Raw genomic sequence first — 18904 nt, 5'->3', positions numbered from 1 at the left:
ATCATGAAGAAGGAACTCGTCATCGAATGGAAGCACATCGGAAGCGACATCGACAACACCTGCGAACGGTGCCACGAGACCGGGATGACACTTGCGGCGGTTCTCACGGAGATCAGCATGCTCCTTGAGATGGAGGGGGTCAGCGTCCGGGTGGTCGAGACCGTCCTCCCGAACGAGGCGGTCGCGGAGTCCAACAGCCTCCTCTTCAACGGGGTGCCGATCGAGGAACTCCTCGAGGGGATCGAGGTGACCACCACACCCTGCTGCTCCTGCTCCTGCATCACCTGCGAGGAGGATACGGAGTGCCGGGCGCTCCGCTACAACGGCGAGGAGTACGAGGCGATCCCGCCGGACCTGATCGGCCGGGCAGCTATGAAAGCTCTCGAAATGGAGTGAGGCTGTGGCGGAGCCCGTCACCCTCATCACCTGTTCCGGCCTCTCGAACACCGGGAAGCTGACCGACCGTGCGGGTATGGTGGTTCAGCAGCGCTCTCCAGGATCCGTGGAGGCCTCGCTCCCGGCAAGCCGCCCGTCGGCATCGCTTGAGGAGGCGGCACGCTACGCCGGACGCATCCTTGCGCTCGACGGCTGCGACGATGCCTGTGCGCTCAGAAAACTCCGGGAGCTCGGGGTCGAGCCGGACCTGCACGTCATCGCGACCGAATGCGGGATCGTGAAGAACGGTATGGCGGAGCCGCGGTTCGACGAGATCGAGAGGCTCGTGGGCGCGGTAATCGAGACGATCCGGGACGGGCAGCAGTTCTGACTGCATCACCCCTCCGGGCTGTAGAGTCTCCGGAGGATTGACGGGGCGCCCGGGGAGGCGCCGGCGGCTGCATCCGCAAGCAGCGCGGGGTCCCCGGCGATGCGGCCCGGGGAGAAGGGGGGCACCGGGACCGCGGATGGCGTCTGCGCCTCCCGCCACTCCCAGACGGCGTCCATCACGTCGCCTGCTGTCGCCATCACGCTCGCGGTCCTGACGTCCAGGACGACGGGGTTTCTAATCATCCAGCGCTGGATGACCGTATCGAGGAGCCGGCGCCGGACCGTCCAGATCATCGGGGGGTGCGGGAGCGAGACCAGCCGGTCGATCTGGTTGGCCCAGACCGCGCCCTGGAGTTCGAACCTTCCCACCTCATCGATGACCACGAGATCGGTTTCCCGGGGATCCGGCGGCGCAAGCGCCCTGCGGCCGAATGCGAGCCCTTCAGGCCGGAAGTAGAATCGGCCGTGGAGTTCGCACCGCGGATCGGGGTCGATCGAACAGAGCTCCTCGTGCTCGCTGGTGGCAAGATCGACGAGGGTGAACCCCGACCTCCGGCCGTCCCGCACGTGGCCGGGAGCGAGCACGCCCCGGACCCGGACGTTCAGCGCGACGGTGAGCCCGAGAACCAGGTGCAGGAACGTCGTCTTGCACTGGCCCTGCTCGCCGGTGATGATGAAGACGGGCGCCCGGTCGTTCATCCCGGAAGGCCCCCGCCGCTGCGCGGGGCCGAGTGGAGGGACGCGGGTATATCCCGGCCGCGGGTCCGGGGAGACGTTCGCTCCGGAGTACATGCATATACTTCTGCGGCCGTCCATATAAAACATTTTTACATGCTCTTTTTGTTTACATGATGACGTTGACTCGGCCCGCCGGGGAAGGGTGCGTGACCGCTCTCGTGCCGGACGGCGGCGCAAAGCCCGGCAGGGGATCGGCGGGAAGCGCAGCCTCCACCTGCCGGCTGCGGCGCATACCCCTCCCACCAGTATAAGTAACAACGGCGAACAATACCATACGGAGCTGTACACAATGGCAGAAACGGACAGAACGCTGGTCGTGCTCCACACGACCATGGGTACGATCACGATCCACCTCTACGACGACATGCCGGTGACGGCGGGGAACTTCGCGAAACTGGCAGGGTCCGGGTTCTACGACGGCACAATCTTCCACCGGGTCATCGAGGGGTTCATGATCCAGGGCGGCGACCCGACCGGCACCGGGACGGGCGGACCGGGCTACACCATCGCCGATGAGTTCGTGAAAGGCCGTTCAAACCGCCGGGGCACGATCGCCATGGCGAACACCGGACGCCCGAACTCCGGCGGCAGCCAGTTCTTCATCAACCTGGTGGACAACACCTACCTCGACTGGGACGACCCGCGGACGCCGAGCGCCCACCCGGTCTTTGGTGAGGTGGTGGAGGGGATGGACGTCGTCGACAGGATCGGGAAGGTGAAGACGGACTCCGCCGACAGGCCCAGGGTCCCCGTCCGGATCGAGAAGGCGGAAGTCCGGGAGTAATCCTCTCACCATGAGCCATAACGACGCCGTCCGCCGGGACCCGGGCGCGATCGAGGCACGGATCGGCTACGTATTCCGGGACCGGGCTCTCCTTTCACGCGCGCTCACCCGTCTCGCCTACACCCTGGAGGCGGGCCTCCCTTCGAGCGCCCACATGGATGCCCTCGCCACCCTCGGCGATGCGGTCATCAACGTGGCGGTCGTGGAAGCGCTGGTCGCGGGCGGGGCGCACGACAAGGGCGCGATCAGCAACCGGAAGATGAACCTGGTCAACATGACCCGGCTCCGCGAGCTCGCACAAGACCTTGACCTTGAGGATTACGTCCGCTGGGGGAAGGGCGAGGCCGCCCAGGCTGTCTGGACGTCCGGCCGGGTCCTTGCCGAGTGCCTGGAGGCGCTCGTCGGCGCCGTCTACCTGGACGGCGGGATGAGTGCGGCCGCAGGCGTGCTCCGGCAGCTCGGGCTCACGGAGAGGGTGTAAGCCTTCGTCCCTCCTCCTCCGCGCTCGCCTGAACCCCGGTCGGCGGCCGCATCAGGAGCCAGGCGACGATGAACCCCACCACCGCGAGGGCCGCGACCAGCGGAAAGACGCCGAGGTAGGTCCCGGTCGCTGTCCTGACGAACCCCGCAACCTGCGGCCCGGCGATGGCTCCCGCGCCGTAGGCGAGGAAGACGACCCCGTAGCACCGCGGGTAGTCGCACGTCCCGAAGTAGGACGCCGTCGCCGCCGGCGCGATCGCAAGCCACCCTCCAAGACATCCCCAGAGGACGGCGAACGAGACGACATAGGCGGGCACCCCCGGCACGAGCCAGATCAGGACCGACGCGGCCGCGATCAGCCCAAACGCCAGCATAGCCGTCTTCTGCGGGGATATCCGGTCGGCGAGACCGCCGAACGCCGGCCGTCCCAGCCCGTTGAAGACGGCGAAGAACCCGACGAGGAGCGTCGCGAGCCCCGCGTCGACTCCCGCCACCTCGGTCCCGACCGGCTTTGCGATCGAGATCGCGGTGAGCCCCGCGAGGCAGCCGATGAAGTAGCAGGCGAAGAGGCCGTAGAAAGCCCCTGTCCGGAGCATCGTCCTTCTATCGCACTCGCAGAGCGGCGCCGTGCCGACCTCGGGCGCGGGAGGGGACCATCCCGCCGGCCGCCAGCCTTGCGGCGGGAACCGGAGCGGCAGGGCCGCGAGCACCAGCACGGCGGCGAGCGCGACCCCGAAGATCCCAAACGTCGCCATCACCCCGTACGCGGCGATCAGCGCCCCCGCGGCGTTTGCGGTGACAAACGCCGAGATCCCGAACCCGAGCAGGGTGAGCCCCACCGCGAGCCCCCGCCGGTCCGGAAACCACCGGGCCGCGACGGCGACCGGCGCCCCGTAGGCGATCCCGACGCCGATCCCCCCGATCACCCCGTAGACGACATAGAGCGCCTCGACCGACGTCGCCGTCGAGGCGAGGAGCCACCCGAGGCCGGTGAGGAGCCCGCCGGCGATCGTCACCCTTCGGGGACCGTAGCGTTCGATGTACTTCCCGGCGAGCGGCATCGCGATGGCGAAGAAGGCGAGGAAGACCGAGAATGGGAGGAGCACCTCCCCCGCCGTCACCTCCCGGCCGAGCGCCGCGGTGAAGTGCGCGGCAAGCGGCGCCACAAAGACGCTCCATGAGTAGATGCTCCCGAGGCAGAGGTTGATGACGAGGCCGAGGGCGACGAGGCCCCATCTCCCCGTCTCTGCGGGCATGCCGAAGACCTTCGGTGTATCGGGCATCGGTTTTCCCTCACGAGAAGTGGAGGAGGGTCACTCCTCCAGGGTGGATATGTCCCCCGGGTCCATGCCGAGCTCCCGGGCCTTCAGGACCCGGCGCATGATCTTGCCGCTCCGTGTCTTCGGGAGCCGGTCCACGTACTCGATCTCGGCCGGCACCGCGACGGGCCCGAGGCTCTTCCTGACGTGGCGGGCGAGCTCGGCGGAGAGGCCATCGCCGGGACTTGCACCCACGCGGAGGGTGACGAAGGCCTTGATGATGTTCCCCTTCAGGGGATCGGGCTTGCCGATGACGGCCGCTTCCGCCACCGCGTCGTGGGAGACGAGCGCGCTCTCGACCTCCGCAGTCCCGATGTTGTGCCCGGAGACGACGATCAGGTCGTCGGCCCGCCCGAGGATCATGATGTAGCCGTCCTCGTCCTTCACCGCGAGATCGCCTGCCGTGTAGCAGCCCGGGATGGTCTCCCAGTAGGCACGGTAGCGCGCATCGTTGCCGTAGACCGTCCGGAGCATGGCGGGCCAGGGTGCCCGGATGACCAGGAACCCCCCGGTGCCGGGCGGGACCGGCTTCCCTGCCCTGTCGACCACATCCACGACGGCGCCCGGGATGGGCTTTCCGGCAAACCCCGGCTTCATCGCTTCGCCGATCATCGTGGTGATCAGGTGCATCCCGGTCTCGGTCTGCCACCAGGTATCCACGATCGGGCACTGCCCGCCGCCGATCTGGTGGTAGTACCACTCGAACGCCTCGGGATTGAGGGGTTCCCCGACCGAGCCGAGCACCCGGAGCGAGGAGAGGTCGTACTTCGCCGGCCACTTGTCGCCGTAGCGCATGAACATCCGGATCGCCGTCGGGGCGGTGTAGAAGATCGTCACCCCGAGGTCCTGGACCAGCCGCCAGTAGGCGCCCGGGTCCGGGTAGTCGGGCGTCCCTTCGACGATGACGACGGTCGTCCCGACAGCGAGCGGGCCGTAGACGATATAACTGTGGCCGGTGATCCAGCCGGGGTCGGCGGTGCACCAGAAGACGTCGTTCTCCTTGATGTCGAAGTCGTGAAGGGCGGTGTAGTAGGTCCCGACCATGTAGCCGCCGCAGGTGTGGACGATGCCCTTCGGCGCGCCGGTCGAGCCGCTCGTGTAGAGGATGAAGAGCGGGTCTTCCGCGTCCATCGCCTCCGCGGGAGAGTCCGGTGCGGCACGGGCCATGAGATCGGCGTAGTCGATCTCCCGGGCGGGGTCGAGGTCGGCCGCCGGGGTCTCGCGCCGGAGGACGACGACCTTCTCGACGCACGGCGCGTGGGTGAGTGCCTCATTTGCGATCTCCCGGAGCGGGACGGCTTTCCCCCGCCGGTAGGCGACGTCTGCGGTGATGAGGACCTTTGCCTCCGCGTCGTTGATCCGCATCGCAAGCGCGTCCGGCCCGAACCCCCCGAAGATCACCGAGTGGACGGCCCCGATGCGGGCGCAGGCGAGCATCGCGACGATCTGCTCGGGGACGAGCGGCATGTAGATGCAGACCCGGTCGCCCTTCCCGACGCCGAGGCGGGTGAGGCCGTTTGCAAACCGCATCACCTCGCGGTGGAGGTCGTCGTAGGTGAGCCTCCGCTCCTCCCCGCGCTCCCCGCGCCAGACGATCGCCGGTTTGTCCTTGTGGTCGCTCGTGACGTGGCGGTCAAGGCAGTTGTAGGTGATGTTGAGTTTTCCGTTGACGAACCACTTCGCGTAAGGGTAGTTCCACTCAAGGACCCGGTCCCACGGCTCAAACCAGACCAGTTCGCGGGCGATCCGGTCCCAGAAGGCCTCCGGGTCGTGCATGAACTCCTGATACGCCCGGGTGTAATCCGGCGTCCAGGCGGTCGCCTTGCACCGGGGATCGGGGAGGTAGCGTTTCTCTTCCAGTTTGACGGCAAACGTCCCTGTCATCTTCCCACATTCCTACATTATTAATCATGCCAGATTTACCCGGTCAGACCCCCATGGGTCCTGACACCGTGCAAAAGCGGCTAACCTTCTTCCCGGCCCATCGATCCTGCGACCGATGTGCCCGTGATCGTGCTGCCGTACAGACCTGTCACGCTCCCCGGCAGAGACCGCGGGCGGCATGACATCTTCGGGGGCCGCCACCCCGGCGACCCCGCCTATTTGACATGATCGATCATGTATAATTTGTCATGATCAATAATGTATATTGTGGTGATAAATGTTGTGGTCGGCCGGGGCAACGGGGCCGGCACTCCGCCTGAATGCCGGATGCTCCTGAGACATCGAGAAAAACCGGGGTTTTCCAGGGTGCAACGGCAAATGCCCGGGCTTTAGCCCGTGGAGGACGGCTAAGACCTGTCGCTCCATGTTGTTTGGGAGTCTGCAATCCTGTATTGGACCTTCGCGTCAACGCGGGAGGCAAGGGTGTGCAGGTGCCGATACCATTGCCGGACCCCTGCCCGCTGACCGGGGCGCTTCCCCGGACGCAAGCCTGCGGGGAGGGTCACAACCACCCTTTCCGGTTGATCGCCACCGCGAGGAGGGAGGAGACGATCAGGGAGAGGACGATGATGATGAGAAACCCGTAGGGTTCGTCCTGCAGGGGGACCGGGACGTTCATGCCGAGGAAACTTGCGATCATCGTCGGGATGGCAAGGATGATGGTTATCGAGGTGAGGAGTTTTAAGACGTTATTGAAGTTGTTCGATATGATCGAAGCGAAAGCATCCATCGTCTCTGAGAGGATCGTCGAGTAGGTGTTCGCCATCTCGATCGCCTGCTTGTTCTCGATGATGACGTCCTCAAGAAGGTCGGTGTCGTCCGCGTACATCCGGAGCGGCTGGAACGTCAGGGTCTTGTCGAGGACGATCTGGTTGCTCTTGAGCGACGTCGAGAAGTAGACCAGGCTCTTTTTGAGGTTCATCAACTGGATCAGCTCCCGGTTCCGCATCGACTGGTTCAGCTCGGCCCCGAGCCGGTCTGAGATCCGCTCGATCTGGCGCAGGTACTGGAGGAAATAGGACGCGTTCCTAAAGAGGATCTGGAGCACGAACCGTGTCTTCTTGAAGGTGTAGAACGACTTCACCCGTCCATTCGCGAAATCCTCGATGATCGCGTTCTCGCGGAGGCAGACGGTGACGATGCTATCGGGGGTGATGATGATCCCAAGGGGCATCGTCGTGTAGAGGATCGTCTGCTCAGGGTAGGGCATCGGGATATCGATGACGATCAGGGTGACACCGTCCTCGCTCTCGGTCCGCGGGCGCTCCTCCTCGTCGAGCGCCGCCCGGAGGTAGTCGCCCGGGATGGAGAGCCTCTCCGAGACCTCCCGGATCTCGTCTGCGGTGGGGTTGACGAGAGAGACCCAGGAGCCTGGCTCAAACCTTCCCGTCTCCTCCGTCCGTGGCGCCGTGGCCCCTTCAACCGTGCGGTAGATCTGGAACATGCGGTCTTCACCCCCCGTTCCGGGATGCACACATTATCTGGTTGTCCGTAGAGCGGGATGAAGGTATGGCCTCCTCTGGGGTCGCCCCCGGCGGGCCTAAAAAAGATGGGTTAGACGACCAGGATCAGCGGCGCAAAGACCAGCGCGACCATGGCCATCAGTTTCAAGAGAATGTTCAGCGACGGGCCCGACGTGTCCTTGAAGGGGTCGCCCACGGTGTCGCCGACGACCGCCGCCTTGTGGGCCGGCGATCCCTTGCCGCCGAGGTGGCCCTGCTCGATGTACTTCTTTGCGTTGTCCCAGGCCCCGCCGGCGTTCGCCATCGTGACGGCGAGGAGGAACCCGGACGCAAGCGAGCCTACGAGCAGGCCGCCGAGGGCTTCAGGGCCGAGGACGATCCCGACGGTGAGCGGCGCGGCGACGGCGAGGACGCCGGGCACGATCATCTCACGCAGCGCCGACTTGGTGGAGATGGCGATGCAGGAGGTGTAGTCGGGGTCTGCCTTCCCCTCCATGAGGCCGGGGATCTCCTTGAACTGGCGGCGGACCTCGTGGACGATGCTGTATGCGGCCTTCCCCACCGCCATCATCGTGATGGAGCAGAAGAGGAAGGGGAGCATCGCACCGATCAGGAGACCGATGAAGACGTTCGGGACCGAGACGTCGATGATCGAGAGGTTGACCGCCTGGGTGTAGGCGGCGAAGAGGGCGAGCGCCGTCAGCGCCGCGGAGCCGATGGCGAACCCCTTGCCGATGGCGGCGGTGGTGTTGCCGACGGCGTCCAGGGTGTCGGTGATCTCGCGGACCTCGGGTTTCTGGTGGGACATCTCGGCGATACCGCCGGCGTTGTCGGCGACCGGGCCGTAGGCGTCGACGGAGAGGGAGATCCCGAGCGTCGAGAGCATGCCGACGGCGGCGATCGCGATACCGTAGAGCCCGGCGACCTGGTAGGAGATGTAGATCGCGACGGCGATGATCAGGACCGGCCAGACGGTGCTCTCCATCCCTTTCGCAAACCCGGTGATGATGGTGGTCGCGGCCCCGGTCTCGCTCGACTTCACGATGGCGAGCGTCGGTTTCCGGTCAAAGGAGGTGTAGTACTCGGTGATCAGGCCGATAGCGAACCCTGCGACAAGGCCGGCGACGGTGGCGTAGAAGACGCCGATGTACTCTGCACCGAGCAGCGTGTTCACCATGAAATAGGTGGCGATGACGACTATGATGAGCGCGGAGAGCAACCCCTTGTTGAAGGCCATGTGGATGGCGCTGCTCTCGGTCTTGTTGGTCCGGACGAAGAACGAACCGATGATGGACGCGATGATACCGACCGCTGAGATGAGCAGCGGGAGGATGATCACGTTCATGACGCCGGCGTTCGGGAACTGCGTGGCCGCGACGGCGACGCCGAGGACCATCGTGGCGATGATCGAGCCGACGTAGGACTCGTAGAGGTCCGCGCCCATGCCGGCGACGTCGCCGACGTTGTCGCCGACGTTGTCGGCGATGACGGCCGGGTTCCGGGGGTCGTCCTCGGGGATGCCCGCCTCGACCTTGCCGACGAGGTCGGCGCCGACGTCCGCGGCCTTGGTGAAGATACCGCCGCCGACACGGGCAAAGAGGGCGATCGAACTTGCCCCGAGGCCGAACCCGGTCACGATGGTGAGGACTTCAGCCTGGGTCAGGTCTGTCACGGTGCTGATGACCATGTACGCGACCGAGAGCCCGAGGAGCCCGAGCCCGACCACGGCCATGCCCATGACCGACCCGCTCGAGAACGAGACCCGGAACGCGTCCGCGATCCCCCGCCGTGCGGCGTTCGTGGTCCGGACGTTTGCGGCCGTGGCGGTGAACATACCGATATAGCCGGCAGTCGCCGAGAGCGCCGCGCCGAGCACGAAGCAGGCGGCGGTGAGCGGGTTGATCCAGATCGCGAGGACGACGGCAAGCACGATGACGAATAGTGCTATAGCGCGATACTGCCTGTTCAGGTAGACCATTGCTCCCTCATGAATAGCGGCAGCAATCTTCTGCATCAATTCGGTACCCGTGCCCTCCCGTTTGATACTCATATACGAGTATCCCGCGAACAGGAGAGCGAGAATGGCACCGATGGGTGCCAGATACACCAGATCCATCTCTCTGCATTCCTCCGATAGAGTACCATATACAAAGGGATTCAACATTTTTAAATATGTGGAAAACATCCGGAAAAAACGGAGAATATTAACTGAAATCCATCACTTCCGGCTGAAGTGTCTGGAGATCGACGACGAACGCCCGCGCGGGCGTAGGATGGATGTTCATCTGTTTCTGAAACGATGTCTGCGACTGCCAGGTGCCGGCGTTCACCCCGAGGACGCCCCGGTAGCGGGTCATGCCGCAGATGTGGACGTGCCCCGTGAGGAGGATCTCGGGGAGCGGGTCGATGACGAGCCGGTCGGTCTTCATTGCGGCGATGGGGGTCCGCATACCGTAGGGGGAGGCAAGGAGCCGGCGTTTCAGCATCTCGTCCATGATCGCGGCGGGTTTTTCGTAACTCGCCCCGGGGATCAGCCCGATCATGTCATCAAACGACCGTCCGTGGTACATCAGAACCCTGACCCCCTGGAGGTTCAGCAGGCAGGGGTTCTCGACGAGGGTGCAGTTTGCCGGAAACTTCCCGGTGAACTCGGGGGGTATCGCGGGCTGCGGTTCGGCCATCCTGACGACGTCGTGGTTCCCCGGGGCGACGACGATCCGGACCCTCGAGGGGAGGTCGCGGAGCATCCCGGCAAAGACGTCGTACTGCTCATATATGTTCCGGATCGTCAGTTCGTTCTCCTGCCCGGGATAGATGCCGATGCCGTCGACGAGATCGCCTGCGATCAGGAGGTATGCGGCGTCGGAGTCCTGGAGCCAGTCGGCAAACCGGTTCCATCCCTCCTCGAGGAAGGTGTTGCTCCCGACGTGCACGTCGGAGATCAGGACGGCTTTCCCGGGTCTATCGCTCTTGAACGGGGCGTGATTGATGGGGACGTCCGGGCGGGAGAGTTGTTCGGCGAAGAAGAGCCCCCCGTCGCCTGAGAGTTTCCCCTTCACCCCGATCACCTCATCGGGGAGGATCCGTTCCGCCTCCGCAAATGAGTCGTCCCTTCCTTTATTGAAGAGCACCCGAATGGCCCCGGTAGGGTCCTCCACCTCGACGAGCCGGTGCCCTTTTGCGGTCGTCCGGGCGTCGGCCACCATACCGATGATGCTGCATTCCTCATCCCGGTAGCGGTGAGGGGATTTCGCCAGCGCCTCGATGGGCATCGCCGTCATCCTGCTCCGGATCATCGAGGAGAGGTTGTTGTAGCGGTCCCGGAAGTAGTGGACGGCGTCCTCGTGGCCGGTGACGCTCCCGGTGGACCCGGCGCTCCCCGTGATCACCTCAAGTTCCGGGTCGACGAGGAACCGGGTCCCGTCCCTGACCTTCCTGAGCCCCGGGATATGCTCTGCGGATATGACCAGGGTGCCGTCAGGGACCCCTGCCGCTATCCGGTCGATGAGCGTCGGATCGTTCTGTTCCCGGATGTAACTCACCACGTCGGGGTGGACCTGGTGTTTCAGCGCAAGGAACCGGCGTACGATCTCCGCTTCGGCGAGCATGGACTCATGTTATTCTCCGCGGGATAATATGGGTTTATCTTTTTCCGCCCGGTCCCCGGGGAACCTATGTATATGAAGGGAGTGCATTCTCTCTGAAGCATGTCGGATGTCACCCTGCTGCAACGTGTAGCATCAGCCCTCACGGCGTTCCGGGAGAGCGACAACCGGGTCGTTTCCCTGGCCCGGGACCTCCTCTGGGTCGTCGCGGTCGTGGGCGGTATTGCCCTTCTTCTCTACCTCTTCGCCGGCACCTGGCCGGCGGTGGTCACGATCGAGTCGGAGAGCATGGTCCCGAACATGAACGTCGGCGACCTGGTGCTGGTCGTTGACGAGGACCGGTTCGGCGCGTTGACGACCTGGGCCGAGGGGCAGCTGACCGGGCACCAATCCTTTGGAAATTACGGCGACGTGATCGTCTATCGCCCGAACGGCGCCGGTTCCGTCCACCCGATCATCCATCGGGCGATGACCTACGTCGATACCGCCACCGTGGAGCAGTCGGCGCTCGGCGAGTTCTACGCCAACCCGCACGGCGGCTACATCACCAAGGGGGACAATAACCCGTATATCGACCAGGGGAACCTCCGGATAGCGGGCGTCGGGGTTGTCGAGCCGGTCGAGAAGGAGTGGATTGTAGGCAAAGCCCTCGTCGCGGTGCCGCTCATCGGCTACCTGCCCCTGCACCTCACCGAGTTCGCCGTTGTCGTCATCATCGTCATCCTCATCCACGATCTCATCCTTGCGCGGCGCAAAGGGAAAGAGGAATAAATCCAGGACTGCAATAAAGTTGTTTACGATGCCGCATCCACTGCACACCCTGCTTCGTGACACGCTCGCCGGCCACCGGCTCACGGAGGAGGAGGCCGTCCGCCTCCTCTCGACCCGTGACCGGGGCGTCTGGGCGATCGCCGCCGCTGCCGACGAACTCCGGGAACGCAAAGTAGGCGATGTCGTCACCTACGTCCGGAACCAGAACATCCATGTCACCAACATCTGCAAGAACCTCTGCGGGTTCTGCGGGTTCGGGCGGCGGGCTGATGATCCGGGTGCGTTCTGCGATGACCTCGCGACCGTGCGGGAGAAGGCCCGGGCGGCGGTGGGGCGCAACGTCACCGAGATCTGTCTCCTCTCGGGGGTGCACCCGGACTACACGCTCGACTCCTACACCGACCTTATCTCCTCCGTGCGGGAGGCCGCCCCCGGTGTGGATATCCACACCGCAAGCCCGGACGAGATCGCCTGGGCGGCGGCGCGGAGCGGCGCTTCAACCGTCGCGGTCATCGAGCGGCTCCGGGCGGCAGGGCTCGGCACCCTGCAGGGGACGGCGGCCGAGATCCTGGTCGACAGAATCCGTGCGGTGATCTGCCCGAGAAAATGCGACACGGCGACCTGGGTCCGGGTCATCCGGGAGGCGCACGCTCTCGGGATCCGATCGACCGCGACGATCATGTACGGGTCCTGCGAGAGCGAGGCGGACCGCGCCCGGCACCTCGGTGTTCTCCGGGAGATCCAGGACGAGACCCGCGGGTTCACCGAGTTCGTCCCCCTCTCCTTCATCTACGAGAATACCCCCCTTTACCGGGCGGGGCTCGCCCGGCCCGGGGCGACGGGGAGGGAGGACCTCCTGATGGTTGCGGTCGCCCGGCTCTTCCTTGACAACTTCGACCACGTCCAGGTCTCCTGGGGGAAGGTGGGGACGAAGATGGCGGAGGGGGCGCTTCTTGCCGGCGCCGACGACCTCGGGGGGACGATGTTCTGCGACGATGTCTCGGTCGACGCCGGCGGCGAAGGCGCCGACTACCTGGACCCGCGCGATATGCAGCGGATCGCAGACGACCTCGGCCGGACGCTCCGGCAGCGGACGACGACCTATGAGCTCGTATAATCCTCCGGGTACCGCCCGGTTGCCGGTGTGGCCCCACCTCGCGGCAACGCGTTCTTCCGCGTGAGGCCGTGTCGCTCTCCGTACCGGATTACTCACGCGGAAGGGTATGAAGAGCGGTGGGGTGCTCCTGTTCCCGGTCGGCGGGGCGGTGTAGATACCTAATTCCGGTCCCTCCGAGGCCGGGGTCTCTAAATGAGGCTGGTTAGTGCGGTTTCTCTGAGGAGGAGACGGGGCCGGGCAACCGCCTGACGACGATAGACTCTTGCAGGTTCCCTGCGGGTATCGGAGGTGCAGGCGACGATATTTTAAGTTTACACAAACTTCGCGGATGATTGATATTTTACTCTAATTATACGCGTTGGCCAGGGCTCATCTCCTCTGATCCACGGGTATGTCTTTTTTCCCTTTACAAAAAGTTTACATATCTACAAAACAACTGCTGTTTTGTAAACAACATCATGAGGTGACCTGGGTGACCATTGGAGAGAGGTTGAAGATGGCTCGAACGATGAACGGTTTCAGCCAGAGGGAACTAGCCGGCAGGGCAGGAGTTACCGCCACTGCAATCTCCAAGTACGAGAGAGGAGTGATGGTTCCAGGTTCCGGGGTCCTCCTCAGATTAAGCACTGCATTAGGTGTGAGAGTCGAGTACCTGATGCGTCCTCGTGTGCATTCTATCCATCTGACGGTGCCGGTATTCCGTTCGGCTGGTCTGAGCGAGAAGGAAGAGGCAATGGTGATAGAGAAGGTACGGGAATGGCTTGAACGATATATTGAGGTTGAGGACCTGTTCGATCTCGAACAACAGGTACGGCCCTCCATACCCCTCGGCTATCCTATACGGATCACCGATATGCGGGAGGTTGAACAGGTCGCCATTAACCTGCGCCGGGACTGGGGGCTTGGCATTCAGCCGATTGAGAGTCTTACCGATCTGCTCGAGGATAAGGGAATAAAAGTGGGAGCGATCTCCGCCCCGGATTCGTTTGATGCGCTCGTGTTCTGGTACAACGATACTACGCCCGTCATCATAATCCGGGAGGGAGTAGCGGGAGATCGGCAGAGGTTCAGCATCGCCCACGAGCTGGGTCACCTGATGGTTGAGCCGTCGCAGGATCTTGATAAGGAGAGAGTTGCGCACCGGTTTGCAGGAGCATTTCTTGTCCCGGAAGAGGTAGCCAGAGGAGAGTTGGGGGAGAGCCGGAAGAGGCTGGACCTCTTCGAGTTGCACCTGTTGAAGCATCGGTACGGATTGAGCATCCAGGCCTGGGTTCACCGGGCAAAGGATCTCGGTATCATCCCGGACTGCGAGTATCGCAGGATATTCGATCACCTCGATACGATGGGGTGGCGCAAACGCGAGCCGGGAGACCAGATTCCTCCTGAAGAGCCCAAGAGGATGAAGCGCCTCGTGATGAGGGCTTATGCAGAGGACGTGATCTCCGCATCCCGCGCCTCAGAACTTCTCGGGAAGAGCATTCCTGAATTCTGCCGGGCCGAGGGAGAGCGGCATGATGGATTCCCGATTGAGATGTGTGATTGATGCCAGCGTGATCATCAATCTCCATCACGGGGGCATCCTCAAAGATATCACCAGCCTGCCGTTCGATTTTCTTACACCGGATATCGTGCTGGCGGAACATACTAACCCCCCTCCCGATGAGGTCCTGCGATCCGGCATCCGTGCCGGAGAGCTCCCCGATGTTCTTGTGCAACAGGCAGCAGTTCTTGCTCCTCAGAATCGCAAGTTATCGATACAGGATATATTCGCATTTGTCCTTGCGAGACATCACCGCTGTCTGCTGGTTACCGACGACGGGCGACTGCGGACACTGGCCGGGCGGCAGGTAACGGAGTGTCACGGCACTCTCTGGATTATGGGCGAGATGGTTGAGCGTGGGGTACTAAACCCTGCAGCTGCCTGCACCGCCCTCGGAATTATGTTAGTTAAGAACGCCCGCCTTCCGGCTGCCGAGTGCGAAGAGCGGCAGAAAGCGTGGAGAGAAATGCAGGATAGCACATTGACCGCCAACCGGGAATAAACGGTGCCGTGACCCGTTGCAGTGTGTTTTTGTATCCCTGCGGGGCTCGTCGGCGGCACGAGCGAGAAGGCCCCTCCGTACGGGGATGGAAGCGGCGTCCCCCCGTCACGCCGCCCCGTTCACAAGACTGCTCCCGGCAGGTGATCCCATTGTGCCGCCCCTCCCCGGCTGCCCGGTGCCGGGCATCGCCGGCCCCTCGGGTATGGCACCGACGTGCACCGTAGGTTGCAGAGCACAGGACCGGGCGTCAGGTTTTCACGCTACGGGCGGGTCTGGCGGGTTCGACGGCGGCGGAGTCGAGCGAGATCATAGCCGACTGCTCCCGGCAGAGCCCGGGGGTTACCTCCTGGGTCGTCACATCCTGTTTAAGGCCTCGCGCCCCGGCATCCCGACTTCGACGCGGCGCTGTATCGCCGGGAGGTTCACCGCCTTCACCTCGGCGTCCATCAGGTCGTCGAGGTTCTCCAGGGTGGACTCTTCCGAGACGCCCACGATCGCTGCGGGGACCCCGGCATTTGCCAGCGCCTCGATATCGAACCCGGCAGTCGCGATCAGCCCCTCGTCGGTCACCCAGGTCATCAGGCTGGTCCCTCCGACCGGGATGACGTATCCGTATGCGTCCTTGTAGCTGAGCCGTGTCCGCTGGTGACATAGGATCTGCTGAGCCATGGCTGCGGAGATGTCCCCGGAACAGATAAGGATATGCCTTTCCCCGGGAGCGCACCCGAAGGTTCTTGAGCTGACCGCGCCAAAACGAGATCATCCTGCAAAGACGGTTGAGGGGTATGACGCCACCGCTGCAAGAGCTGCTTTGCGACACGCTCGCCGGCCACCGGCTCACGGAGGAGGAGGCCGTCCGCCTCCTCTCGACCCGTGACCGGGGCGTCTGGGCGATCGCCGCCGCCGCCGACGAACTCCGGGAACGCAAAGTAGGTGATGCCGTCACCTATGTCCGGAACCAGAACGTCAACGTGACCAACATCTGCGTGAACGCCTGCGGGTTCTGCGGTTTTTCCCGGAAACCGGGCGACCCCGATGCGTATCGCCACGACGAAACCGCCGTGCGGGAGAAGGCCCGGGCGGCGCGCGGGCGGAACGTGACCGAGGTCTGCACGGTGAGCGGCCTCCACCCGGACTTCGACGCGCAATCTTACGTCGATATCATATCCTGGATACGAGACGAAGCCCCCACCATCCACATCCACGCGAGCAACCCGATGGAGGTGGCCTACGCCGCAAGGAGGAGCGGCCTCTCCACCCGGGAGGTGCTCGGCCGGATGAAGGCGGCGGGCCTCTCGACACTCTGCGGGACGGCGGCCGAGATCCTGGTGGACGACGTCCGCGCGGTGATCTGCCCTGGTAAGATCGATACCGCGACCTGGGTCCGGGTCATCCGGGAGGCGCACGCTCTCGGGATTCGATCGACCGCGACGATCATGTACGGACACTGCGAGAGCGAGGCAGACCGCGCCCGGCACCTCAGCGTTCTCCGGGAGATCCAGGATGAGACCCGCGGGTTTACCGAGTTCGTGCCCCTCACGTTCATCCACCAGAATACTCCTCTCTACCGGGCGGGGCTCGCCCGGCCCGGCGCGACGGGGAGGGAAGACCTCCTGATGTTTGCGGTATCAAGGCTCTTCCTCGACAACTTCGACCACATCCAGGCGTCCTGGGTGAAGCTCGGGACGAAGATGGCGGAAGTGGCGCTTCTTGCCGGTGCCGACGACCTCGGGGGGACGCTCTTTGAGGAGAGCATATCCCGGGAGGCGGGCGCCCGGGGCACCGACTACCTGGACCCGGGCGAGATGCGGCGGATGGCCGGGGACCTCGGGCGGACGCTCCGGCAGCGGACGACAACCTACGGCATCCTCCCGGGCTGATGCCGTTCTGGACCGGCCTCCCTCCCGGCCCACGACTATTCCCGGAAAATTATAAATATCCGTGGATATAGTGTGGCTCCTCAACGTCGGCCGGATGCCGGCGATTGGGAGGAGATAGATATGGTAAACGGTCTAATCGGCCTTGCAATCCTCTTCTTTGTACTGGCACTTATCTTTGCCCTGCTCGGGGCGCGGGGCGTTGCCGGGATGTCGATGTCGATCGCGAAGTGGCTGGTCATCATCTTCATCGTCCTCGCGATAATATCGCTGCTTCTCTGACTGCCCAACAGGCTTTCGGGCTGCTCTCCGGCCCGTAAGCCCTCGCACCGGCCGGGGATGTCCTGGTTTTAGCGCCCGTCTTCATCCCCCCGGCCGGGCGTATCCGTCCTTCAGTCCTCCGGCCGGAGGTACCTGATGATCGTATCCGCAACCTGCCGGGCCCTCTTCATCGCCCGCTCGTCCTTCCGGACATCACCCGGCGCATAGCCCCTTCCGCAGACGTAGCCGAGGTAGGAGAACTCATGGGAGTTGAGGAACCCCTCCATGGTTTCAAGTGCTCGTTCACCTCCCCGGTCGGCGCAGACGGCGACGGCGACCGCTTTCCTGCCCGCAAGCCTCCTGTCATGGTAGAGGGAGTAGGTCCGGTCGATCAGGTTCTTCGTCTGTCCGTTGATGTCGTAGTAGTAGGTCGGGGCGCCGAGGATCAGCACCTCGCAGTCGATCATCTTCTGTGCCACGCGGGCCCAGTCGTCGTCCTCCGTCACGCACCACTTTGCGCTTTTGCAGGCCTCGCAGCCGGTGCAGGGCCGGATATCCATACCGGCAAGCGTGAGGTAGTCGGTCTCGATGCCAGCCTCCCGCACCCGGTCGAGAATGGTGGTGACGAGGAGCGCGGTGTTGCCGTTCTTCCGCATGCTTCCGGAGATGCCGAGGACACTCATACCCTATGCTCGTCTCCCTCATTCTTGATTCTTGTGATCCGGGCATCCAGGTTGAGGCCCCTGAACGCGGCGAGGACTTCTTCGACCGGGTCGCCGGAACGGTGGAAGAGGTGCGAGGGGCAGGCGCAGTCGCTGCACCCGAACCCGGGGACCGGAGGCCCGCCGATGGCGCGGGCGAGGGCGCACTCGCAGTCCCGGTCTGTCGCGGCGGTGACGACGGCGACGGGGGCGAAGCAGGGGTCGAGGAGGAGGTAGTCGATGTGCCACCGGGCAGATCGGTCGCGGTGGAGGGCGAGCCGGACGTGCCGCTCTACCCGGGCGAGGCCGCCGCTTCCTAACGCCGATCCGACGTAGATGTGCCGGCCTGCCGCAAACTCCCGCACCCCGAGAGCGCCGATGCGGATCTCCCGGTGCGGGTTCTTGAGGATGAGGGCGTAAACGCCTTTATTCATAGAACCGGAACGCTTCCCGGGCGGCCGCGATATGCCTCCCGCCGCCCGTGGGGACGGGCTCGCCGTGCCCGGGATAGAGCCCCTCGACATCCAGCGCCGCGAGCCGCTCTATCGATGCCGCAAGCATCCTCCGGTCCCCGCCGGGGAAGTCGTAGCGCCCGAACGACCCGCCGGTAAAGACCGTATCCCCCGAGAAGAGTACCTTTGTCGCCGGATCGTAGAGGCAGATCCCGCCCGGCGTGTGCCCCGGGGTGTGGATGACGCGGAGGTTCCCGACCAGATCGCCGTCAGAAAGGAGGGTATCGGGAACGATCCCGGGCGATCGGGCCCCAAAGGCCATGGCGAGGCTCCGGGTGTCGTCGACGAGGCCGGGCGCGTCCGCCTCGTGGATGCAGACGGCCGCGCCGCCGCAGAGCCGGGCGATCTCCCTGACATGGGCGATGTGGTCGTAGTGGGCGTGGGTGATGACGATCGTCTCGATAGCGTCGGCATGCGGCTCCACGGCCATCGGGAGAACGCCTGCATCCACAAGGACGTTTCCGTAAACGAACGAGTTGGCGTAGGTTGTGCCGCTCGCGATCCACCGGACTGGCATGCAGACTA

The 18904-nt window shown here is 64.2% G+C and carries 21 protein-coding genes; 11 read left to right on the top strand and 10 right to left on the bottom strand.

Going from position 1 to position 18904, the window contains the following annotated elements:
- The first annotated feature begins 3 nt into the window (after window positions 1-3).
- The gene (locus tag QZ408_RS04180) at window positions 4-396 is read left to right on the top strand and encodes a DUF2703 domain-containing protein (RefSeq protein WP_292489944.1); all 393 of its coding nucleotides are present in this window, start codon (window positions 4-6) and stop codon (window positions 394-396) included.
- Window positions 397-400: 4 nt separating this feature from the next.
- Entirely contained in the window at window positions 401-766 is a 366-nt protein-coding gene (locus tag QZ408_RS04175; RefSeq protein ID WP_292489943.1) for a putative zinc-binding protein, read from the top strand.
- A 5-nt stretch (window positions 767-771) separates the two neighbouring features.
- Here QZ408_RS04175 and QZ408_RS04170 read toward each other — a convergent pair whose 3' ends face one another.
- Complete coding sequence (locus QZ408_RS04170) at window positions 772-1557, bottom strand: nucleoside-triphosphatase (RefSeq protein ID WP_292489942.1); 786 nt, start codon at window positions 1555-1557, stop codon at window positions 772-774.
- Window positions 1558-1613: 56 nt separating this feature from the next.
- Here QZ408_RS04170 and QZ408_RS04165 point away from each other — a divergent pair, with 56 nt between their 5' ends.
- From QZ408_RS04165 to QZ408_RS04155, 3 genes are read left to right on the top strand one after another with little or no spacing between them, the layout of a single operon-like run.
- Window positions 1614-1754, top strand: a complete 141-nt coding sequence (locus QZ408_RS04165) for a hypothetical protein (RefSeq protein WP_292489941.1) — start codon at window positions 1614-1616, stop codon at window positions 1752-1754.
- A gap of 38 nt (window positions 1755-1792) precedes the next feature.
- Window positions 1793-2287, top strand: a complete 495-nt coding sequence (locus tag QZ408_RS04160) for a peptidylprolyl isomerase (RefSeq protein WP_292489940.1) — start codon at window positions 1793-1795, stop codon at window positions 2285-2287.
- 10 nt (window positions 2288-2297) lie between these two features.
- Complete coding sequence (locus QZ408_RS04155) at window positions 2298-2768, top strand: ribonuclease III domain-containing protein (protein WP_292489939.1); 471 nt, start codon at window positions 2298-2300, stop codon at window positions 2766-2768.
- Here QZ408_RS04155 and QZ408_RS04150 read toward each other — a convergent pair.
- The 5 genes from QZ408_RS04150 to QZ408_RS04130 all read right to left on the bottom strand — a co-directional run bounded on the left by QZ408_RS04150 (window position 2752) and on the right by QZ408_RS04130 (window position 11101).
- Window positions 2752-4050 carry an OFA family MFS transporter gene (locus QZ408_RS04150; RefSeq protein ID WP_292489938.1) on the bottom strand — a complete coding sequence of 433 codons (1299 nt, stop codon included), beginning with the start codon at window positions 4048-4050 and terminating at the stop codon, window positions 2752-2754. The genes QZ408_RS04155 and QZ408_RS04150 overlap by 17 nt on opposite strands.
- A gap of 30 nt (window positions 4051-4080) precedes the next feature.
- The gene (gene acs, locus QZ408_RS04145) at window positions 4081-5970 is read right to left on the bottom strand and encodes an acetate--CoA ligase (protein WP_292489937.1); all 1890 of its coding nucleotides are present in this window, start codon (window positions 5968-5970) and stop codon (window positions 4081-4083) included.
- A 562-nt stretch (window positions 5971-6532) separates the two neighbouring features.
- Window positions 6533-7474, bottom strand: coding sequence for a magnesium transporter CorA family protein (locus tag QZ408_RS04140; RefSeq protein ID WP_292489936.1), 942 nt, complete (start codon window positions 7472-7474; stop codon window positions 6533-6535).
- 110 nt (window positions 7475-7584) lie between these two features.
- On the bottom strand, window positions 7585-9609 hold the full coding sequence (locus tag QZ408_RS04135) for a sodium-translocating pyrophosphatase (RefSeq protein ID WP_292489935.1): 2025 nt from the start codon (window positions 9607-9609) through the stop codon (window positions 7585-7587).
- A gap of 88 nt (window positions 9610-9697) precedes the next feature.
- Window positions 9698-11101 (bottom strand): DNA-directed DNA polymerase II small subunit, encoded by a 1404-nt coding sequence (locus QZ408_RS04130; protein WP_292489934.1) that lies wholly within the window; start codon window positions 11099-11101, stop codon window positions 9698-9700.
- 99 nt (window positions 11102-11200) lie between these two features.
- On the opposite strand from QZ408_RS04130, the gene QZ408_RS04125 reads away from it, so the two are divergent.
- From QZ408_RS04125 to QZ408_RS04110, 4 genes are all read left to right on the top strand, one after another.
- A complete protein-coding gene (locus QZ408_RS04125) occupies window positions 11201-11869 on the top strand; it encodes a S26 family signal peptidase (protein WP_292489933.1) in 669 nt (222 codons plus the stop codon).
- Window positions 11870-11897: 28 nt separating this feature from the next.
- Entirely contained in the window at window positions 11898-12986 is a 1089-nt protein-coding gene (cofH, locus tag QZ408_RS04120) for a 5-amino-6-(D-ribitylamino)uracil--L-tyrosine 4-hydroxyphenyl transferase CofH (RefSeq protein ID WP_292489932.1), read from the top strand.
- A gap of 472 nt (window positions 12987-13458) precedes the next feature.
- Window positions 13459-14529, top strand: coding sequence for an XRE family transcriptional regulator (locus QZ408_RS04115; RefSeq protein ID WP_292489931.1), 1071 nt, complete (start codon window positions 13459-13461; stop codon window positions 14527-14529).
- Window positions 14522-15028: a hypothetical protein gene (locus QZ408_RS04110; RefSeq protein WP_292489930.1), complete on the top strand. Its 507-nt coding sequence runs from the start codon at window positions 14522-14524 to the stop codon at window positions 15026-15028. The genes QZ408_RS04115 and QZ408_RS04110 overlap by 8 nt, the downstream gene beginning before the upstream one ends.
- Window positions 15029-15382: 354 nt before the next feature.
- Here QZ408_RS04110 and QZ408_RS04105 read toward each other — a convergent pair whose 3' ends face one another.
- The gene (locus QZ408_RS04105; protein WP_292489929.1) at window positions 15383-15697 is read right to left on the bottom strand and encodes a DUF1805 domain-containing protein; all 315 of its coding nucleotides are present in this window, start codon (window positions 15695-15697) and stop codon (window positions 15383-15385) included.
- A gap of 116 nt (window positions 15698-15813) precedes the next feature.
- Here QZ408_RS04105 and cofH (QZ408_RS04100) point away from each other — a divergent pair, with 116 nt between their 5' ends.
- Together cofH (QZ408_RS04100) and QZ408_RS04095 are read left to right on the top strand one after the other, a co-directional pair.
- Window positions 15814-16908, top strand: a complete 1095-nt coding sequence (cofH, locus tag QZ408_RS04100; protein WP_292489928.1) for a 5-amino-6-(D-ribitylamino)uracil--L-tyrosine 4-hydroxyphenyl transferase CofH — start codon at window positions 15814-15816, stop codon at window positions 16906-16908.
- A gap of 120 nt (window positions 16909-17028) precedes the next feature.
- Window positions 17029-17187, top strand: a complete 159-nt coding sequence (locus QZ408_RS04095) for a DUF1328 domain-containing protein (protein WP_292489927.1) — start codon at window positions 17029-17031, stop codon at window positions 17185-17187.
- Window positions 17188-17297: 110 nt separating this feature from the next.
- Here the strand turns inward: QZ408_RS04095 and QZ408_RS04090 are convergent, their stop codons facing one another.
- Genes QZ408_RS04090 through QZ408_RS04080 form a run of 3 tightly spaced genes read right to left on the bottom strand, consistent with a single transcriptional unit; the run spans window position 17298 to window position 18896 of the window.
- Window positions 17298-17849: a flavodoxin family protein gene (locus QZ408_RS04090; RefSeq protein WP_292489926.1), complete on the bottom strand. Its 552-nt coding sequence runs from the start codon at window positions 17847-17849 to the stop codon at window positions 17298-17300.
- Window positions 17846-18301, bottom strand: coding sequence for a GIY-YIG nuclease family protein (locus tag QZ408_RS04085; RefSeq protein ID WP_292489925.1), 456 nt, complete (start codon window positions 18299-18301; stop codon window positions 17846-17848). The genes QZ408_RS04090 and QZ408_RS04085 overlap by 4 nt, the downstream gene beginning before the upstream one ends.
- Window positions 18294-18896, bottom strand: a complete 603-nt coding sequence (locus tag QZ408_RS04080) for an MBL fold metallo-hydrolase (RefSeq protein WP_292489924.1) — start codon at window positions 18894-18896, stop codon at window positions 18294-18296. The genes QZ408_RS04085 and QZ408_RS04080 overlap by 8 nt, the downstream gene beginning before the upstream one ends.
- Window positions 18897-18904: the final 8 nt, after the last annotated feature.

It is taken from the genome of Methanoculleus sp. 10 (assembly GCF_913757945.1).
Lineage (GTDB): Archaea > Halobacteriota > Methanomicrobia > Methanomicrobiales > Methanoculleaceae > Methanoculleus.
Note: the sequence above shows the minus strand (reverse complement) of the source record. Positions and strands in the feature narration are given on the sequence as shown.

Bases quoted from the DNA above. Each gene is read 5' to 3' on its own strand.
- acs (WP_292489937.1), bottom strand. From the start codon at position 5,970: ATGACAGGGACGTTTGCCGTCAAACTGGAAGAGAAACGCTACCTCCCC.
- cofH (WP_292489932.1), top strand. From the start codon at position 11,898: ATGCCGCATCCACTGCACACCCTGCTTCGTGACACGCTCGCCGGCCAC.
- QZ408_RS04105 (WP_292489929.1), bottom strand. From the start codon at position 15,697: ATGGCTCAGCAGATCCTATGTCACCAGCGGACACGGCTCAGCTACAAG.
- cofH (WP_292489928.1), top strand. From the start codon at position 15,814: ATGACGCCACCGCTGCAAGAGCTGCTTTGCGACACGCTCGCCGGCCAC.
- QZ408_RS04085 (WP_292489925.1), bottom strand. From the start codon at position 18,301: ATGAATAAAGGCGTTTACGCCCTCATCCTCAAGAACCCGCACCGGGAG.
- QZ408_RS04095 (WP_292489927.1), top strand. From the start codon at position 17,029: ATGGTAAACGGTCTAATCGGCCTTGCAATCCTCTTCTTTGTACTGGCA.
- QZ408_RS04155 (WP_292489939.1), top strand. From the start codon at position 2,298: ATGAGCCATAACGACGCCGTCCGCCGGGACCCGGGCGCGATCGAGGCA.
- QZ408_RS04125 (WP_292489933.1), top strand. From the start codon at position 11,201: ATGTCGGATGTCACCCTGCTGCAACGTGTAGCATCAGCCCTCACGGCG.
- QZ408_RS04080 (WP_292489924.1), bottom strand. From the start codon at position 18,896: ATGCCAGTCCGGTGGATCGCGAGCGGCACAACCTACGCCAACTCGTTC.
- QZ408_RS04170 (WP_292489942.1), bottom strand. From the start codon at position 1,557: ATGTACTCCGGAGCGAACGTCTCCCCGGACCCGCGGCCGGGATATACC.
- QZ408_RS04140 (WP_292489936.1), bottom strand. From the start codon at position 7,474: ATGTTCCAGATCTACCGCACGGTTGAAGGGGCCACGGCGCCACGGACG.
- QZ408_RS04130 (WP_292489934.1), bottom strand. From the start codon at position 11,101: ATGCTCGCCGAAGCGGAGATCGTACGCCGGTTCCTTGCGCTGAAACAC.
- QZ408_RS04180 (WP_292489944.1), top strand. From the start codon at position 4: ATGAAGAAGGAACTCGTCATCGAATGGAAGCACATCGGAAGCGACATC.
- QZ408_RS04160 (WP_292489940.1), top strand. From the start codon at position 1,793: ATGGCAGAAACGGACAGAACGCTGGTCGTGCTCCACACGACCATGGGT.
- QZ408_RS04165 (WP_292489941.1), top strand. From the start codon at position 1,614: ATGATGACGTTGACTCGGCCCGCCGGGGAAGGGTGCGTGACCGCTCTC.
- QZ408_RS04090 (WP_292489926.1), bottom strand. From the start codon at position 17,849: ATGAGTGTCCTCGGCATCTCCGGAAGCATGCGGAAGAACGGCAACACC.
- QZ408_RS04150 (WP_292489938.1), bottom strand. From the start codon at position 4,050: ATGCCCGATACACCGAAGGTCTTCGGCATGCCCGCAGAGACGGGGAGA.
- QZ408_RS04135 (WP_292489935.1), bottom strand. From the start codon at position 9,609: ATGGATCTGGTGTATCTGGCACCCATCGGTGCCATTCTCGCTCTCCTG.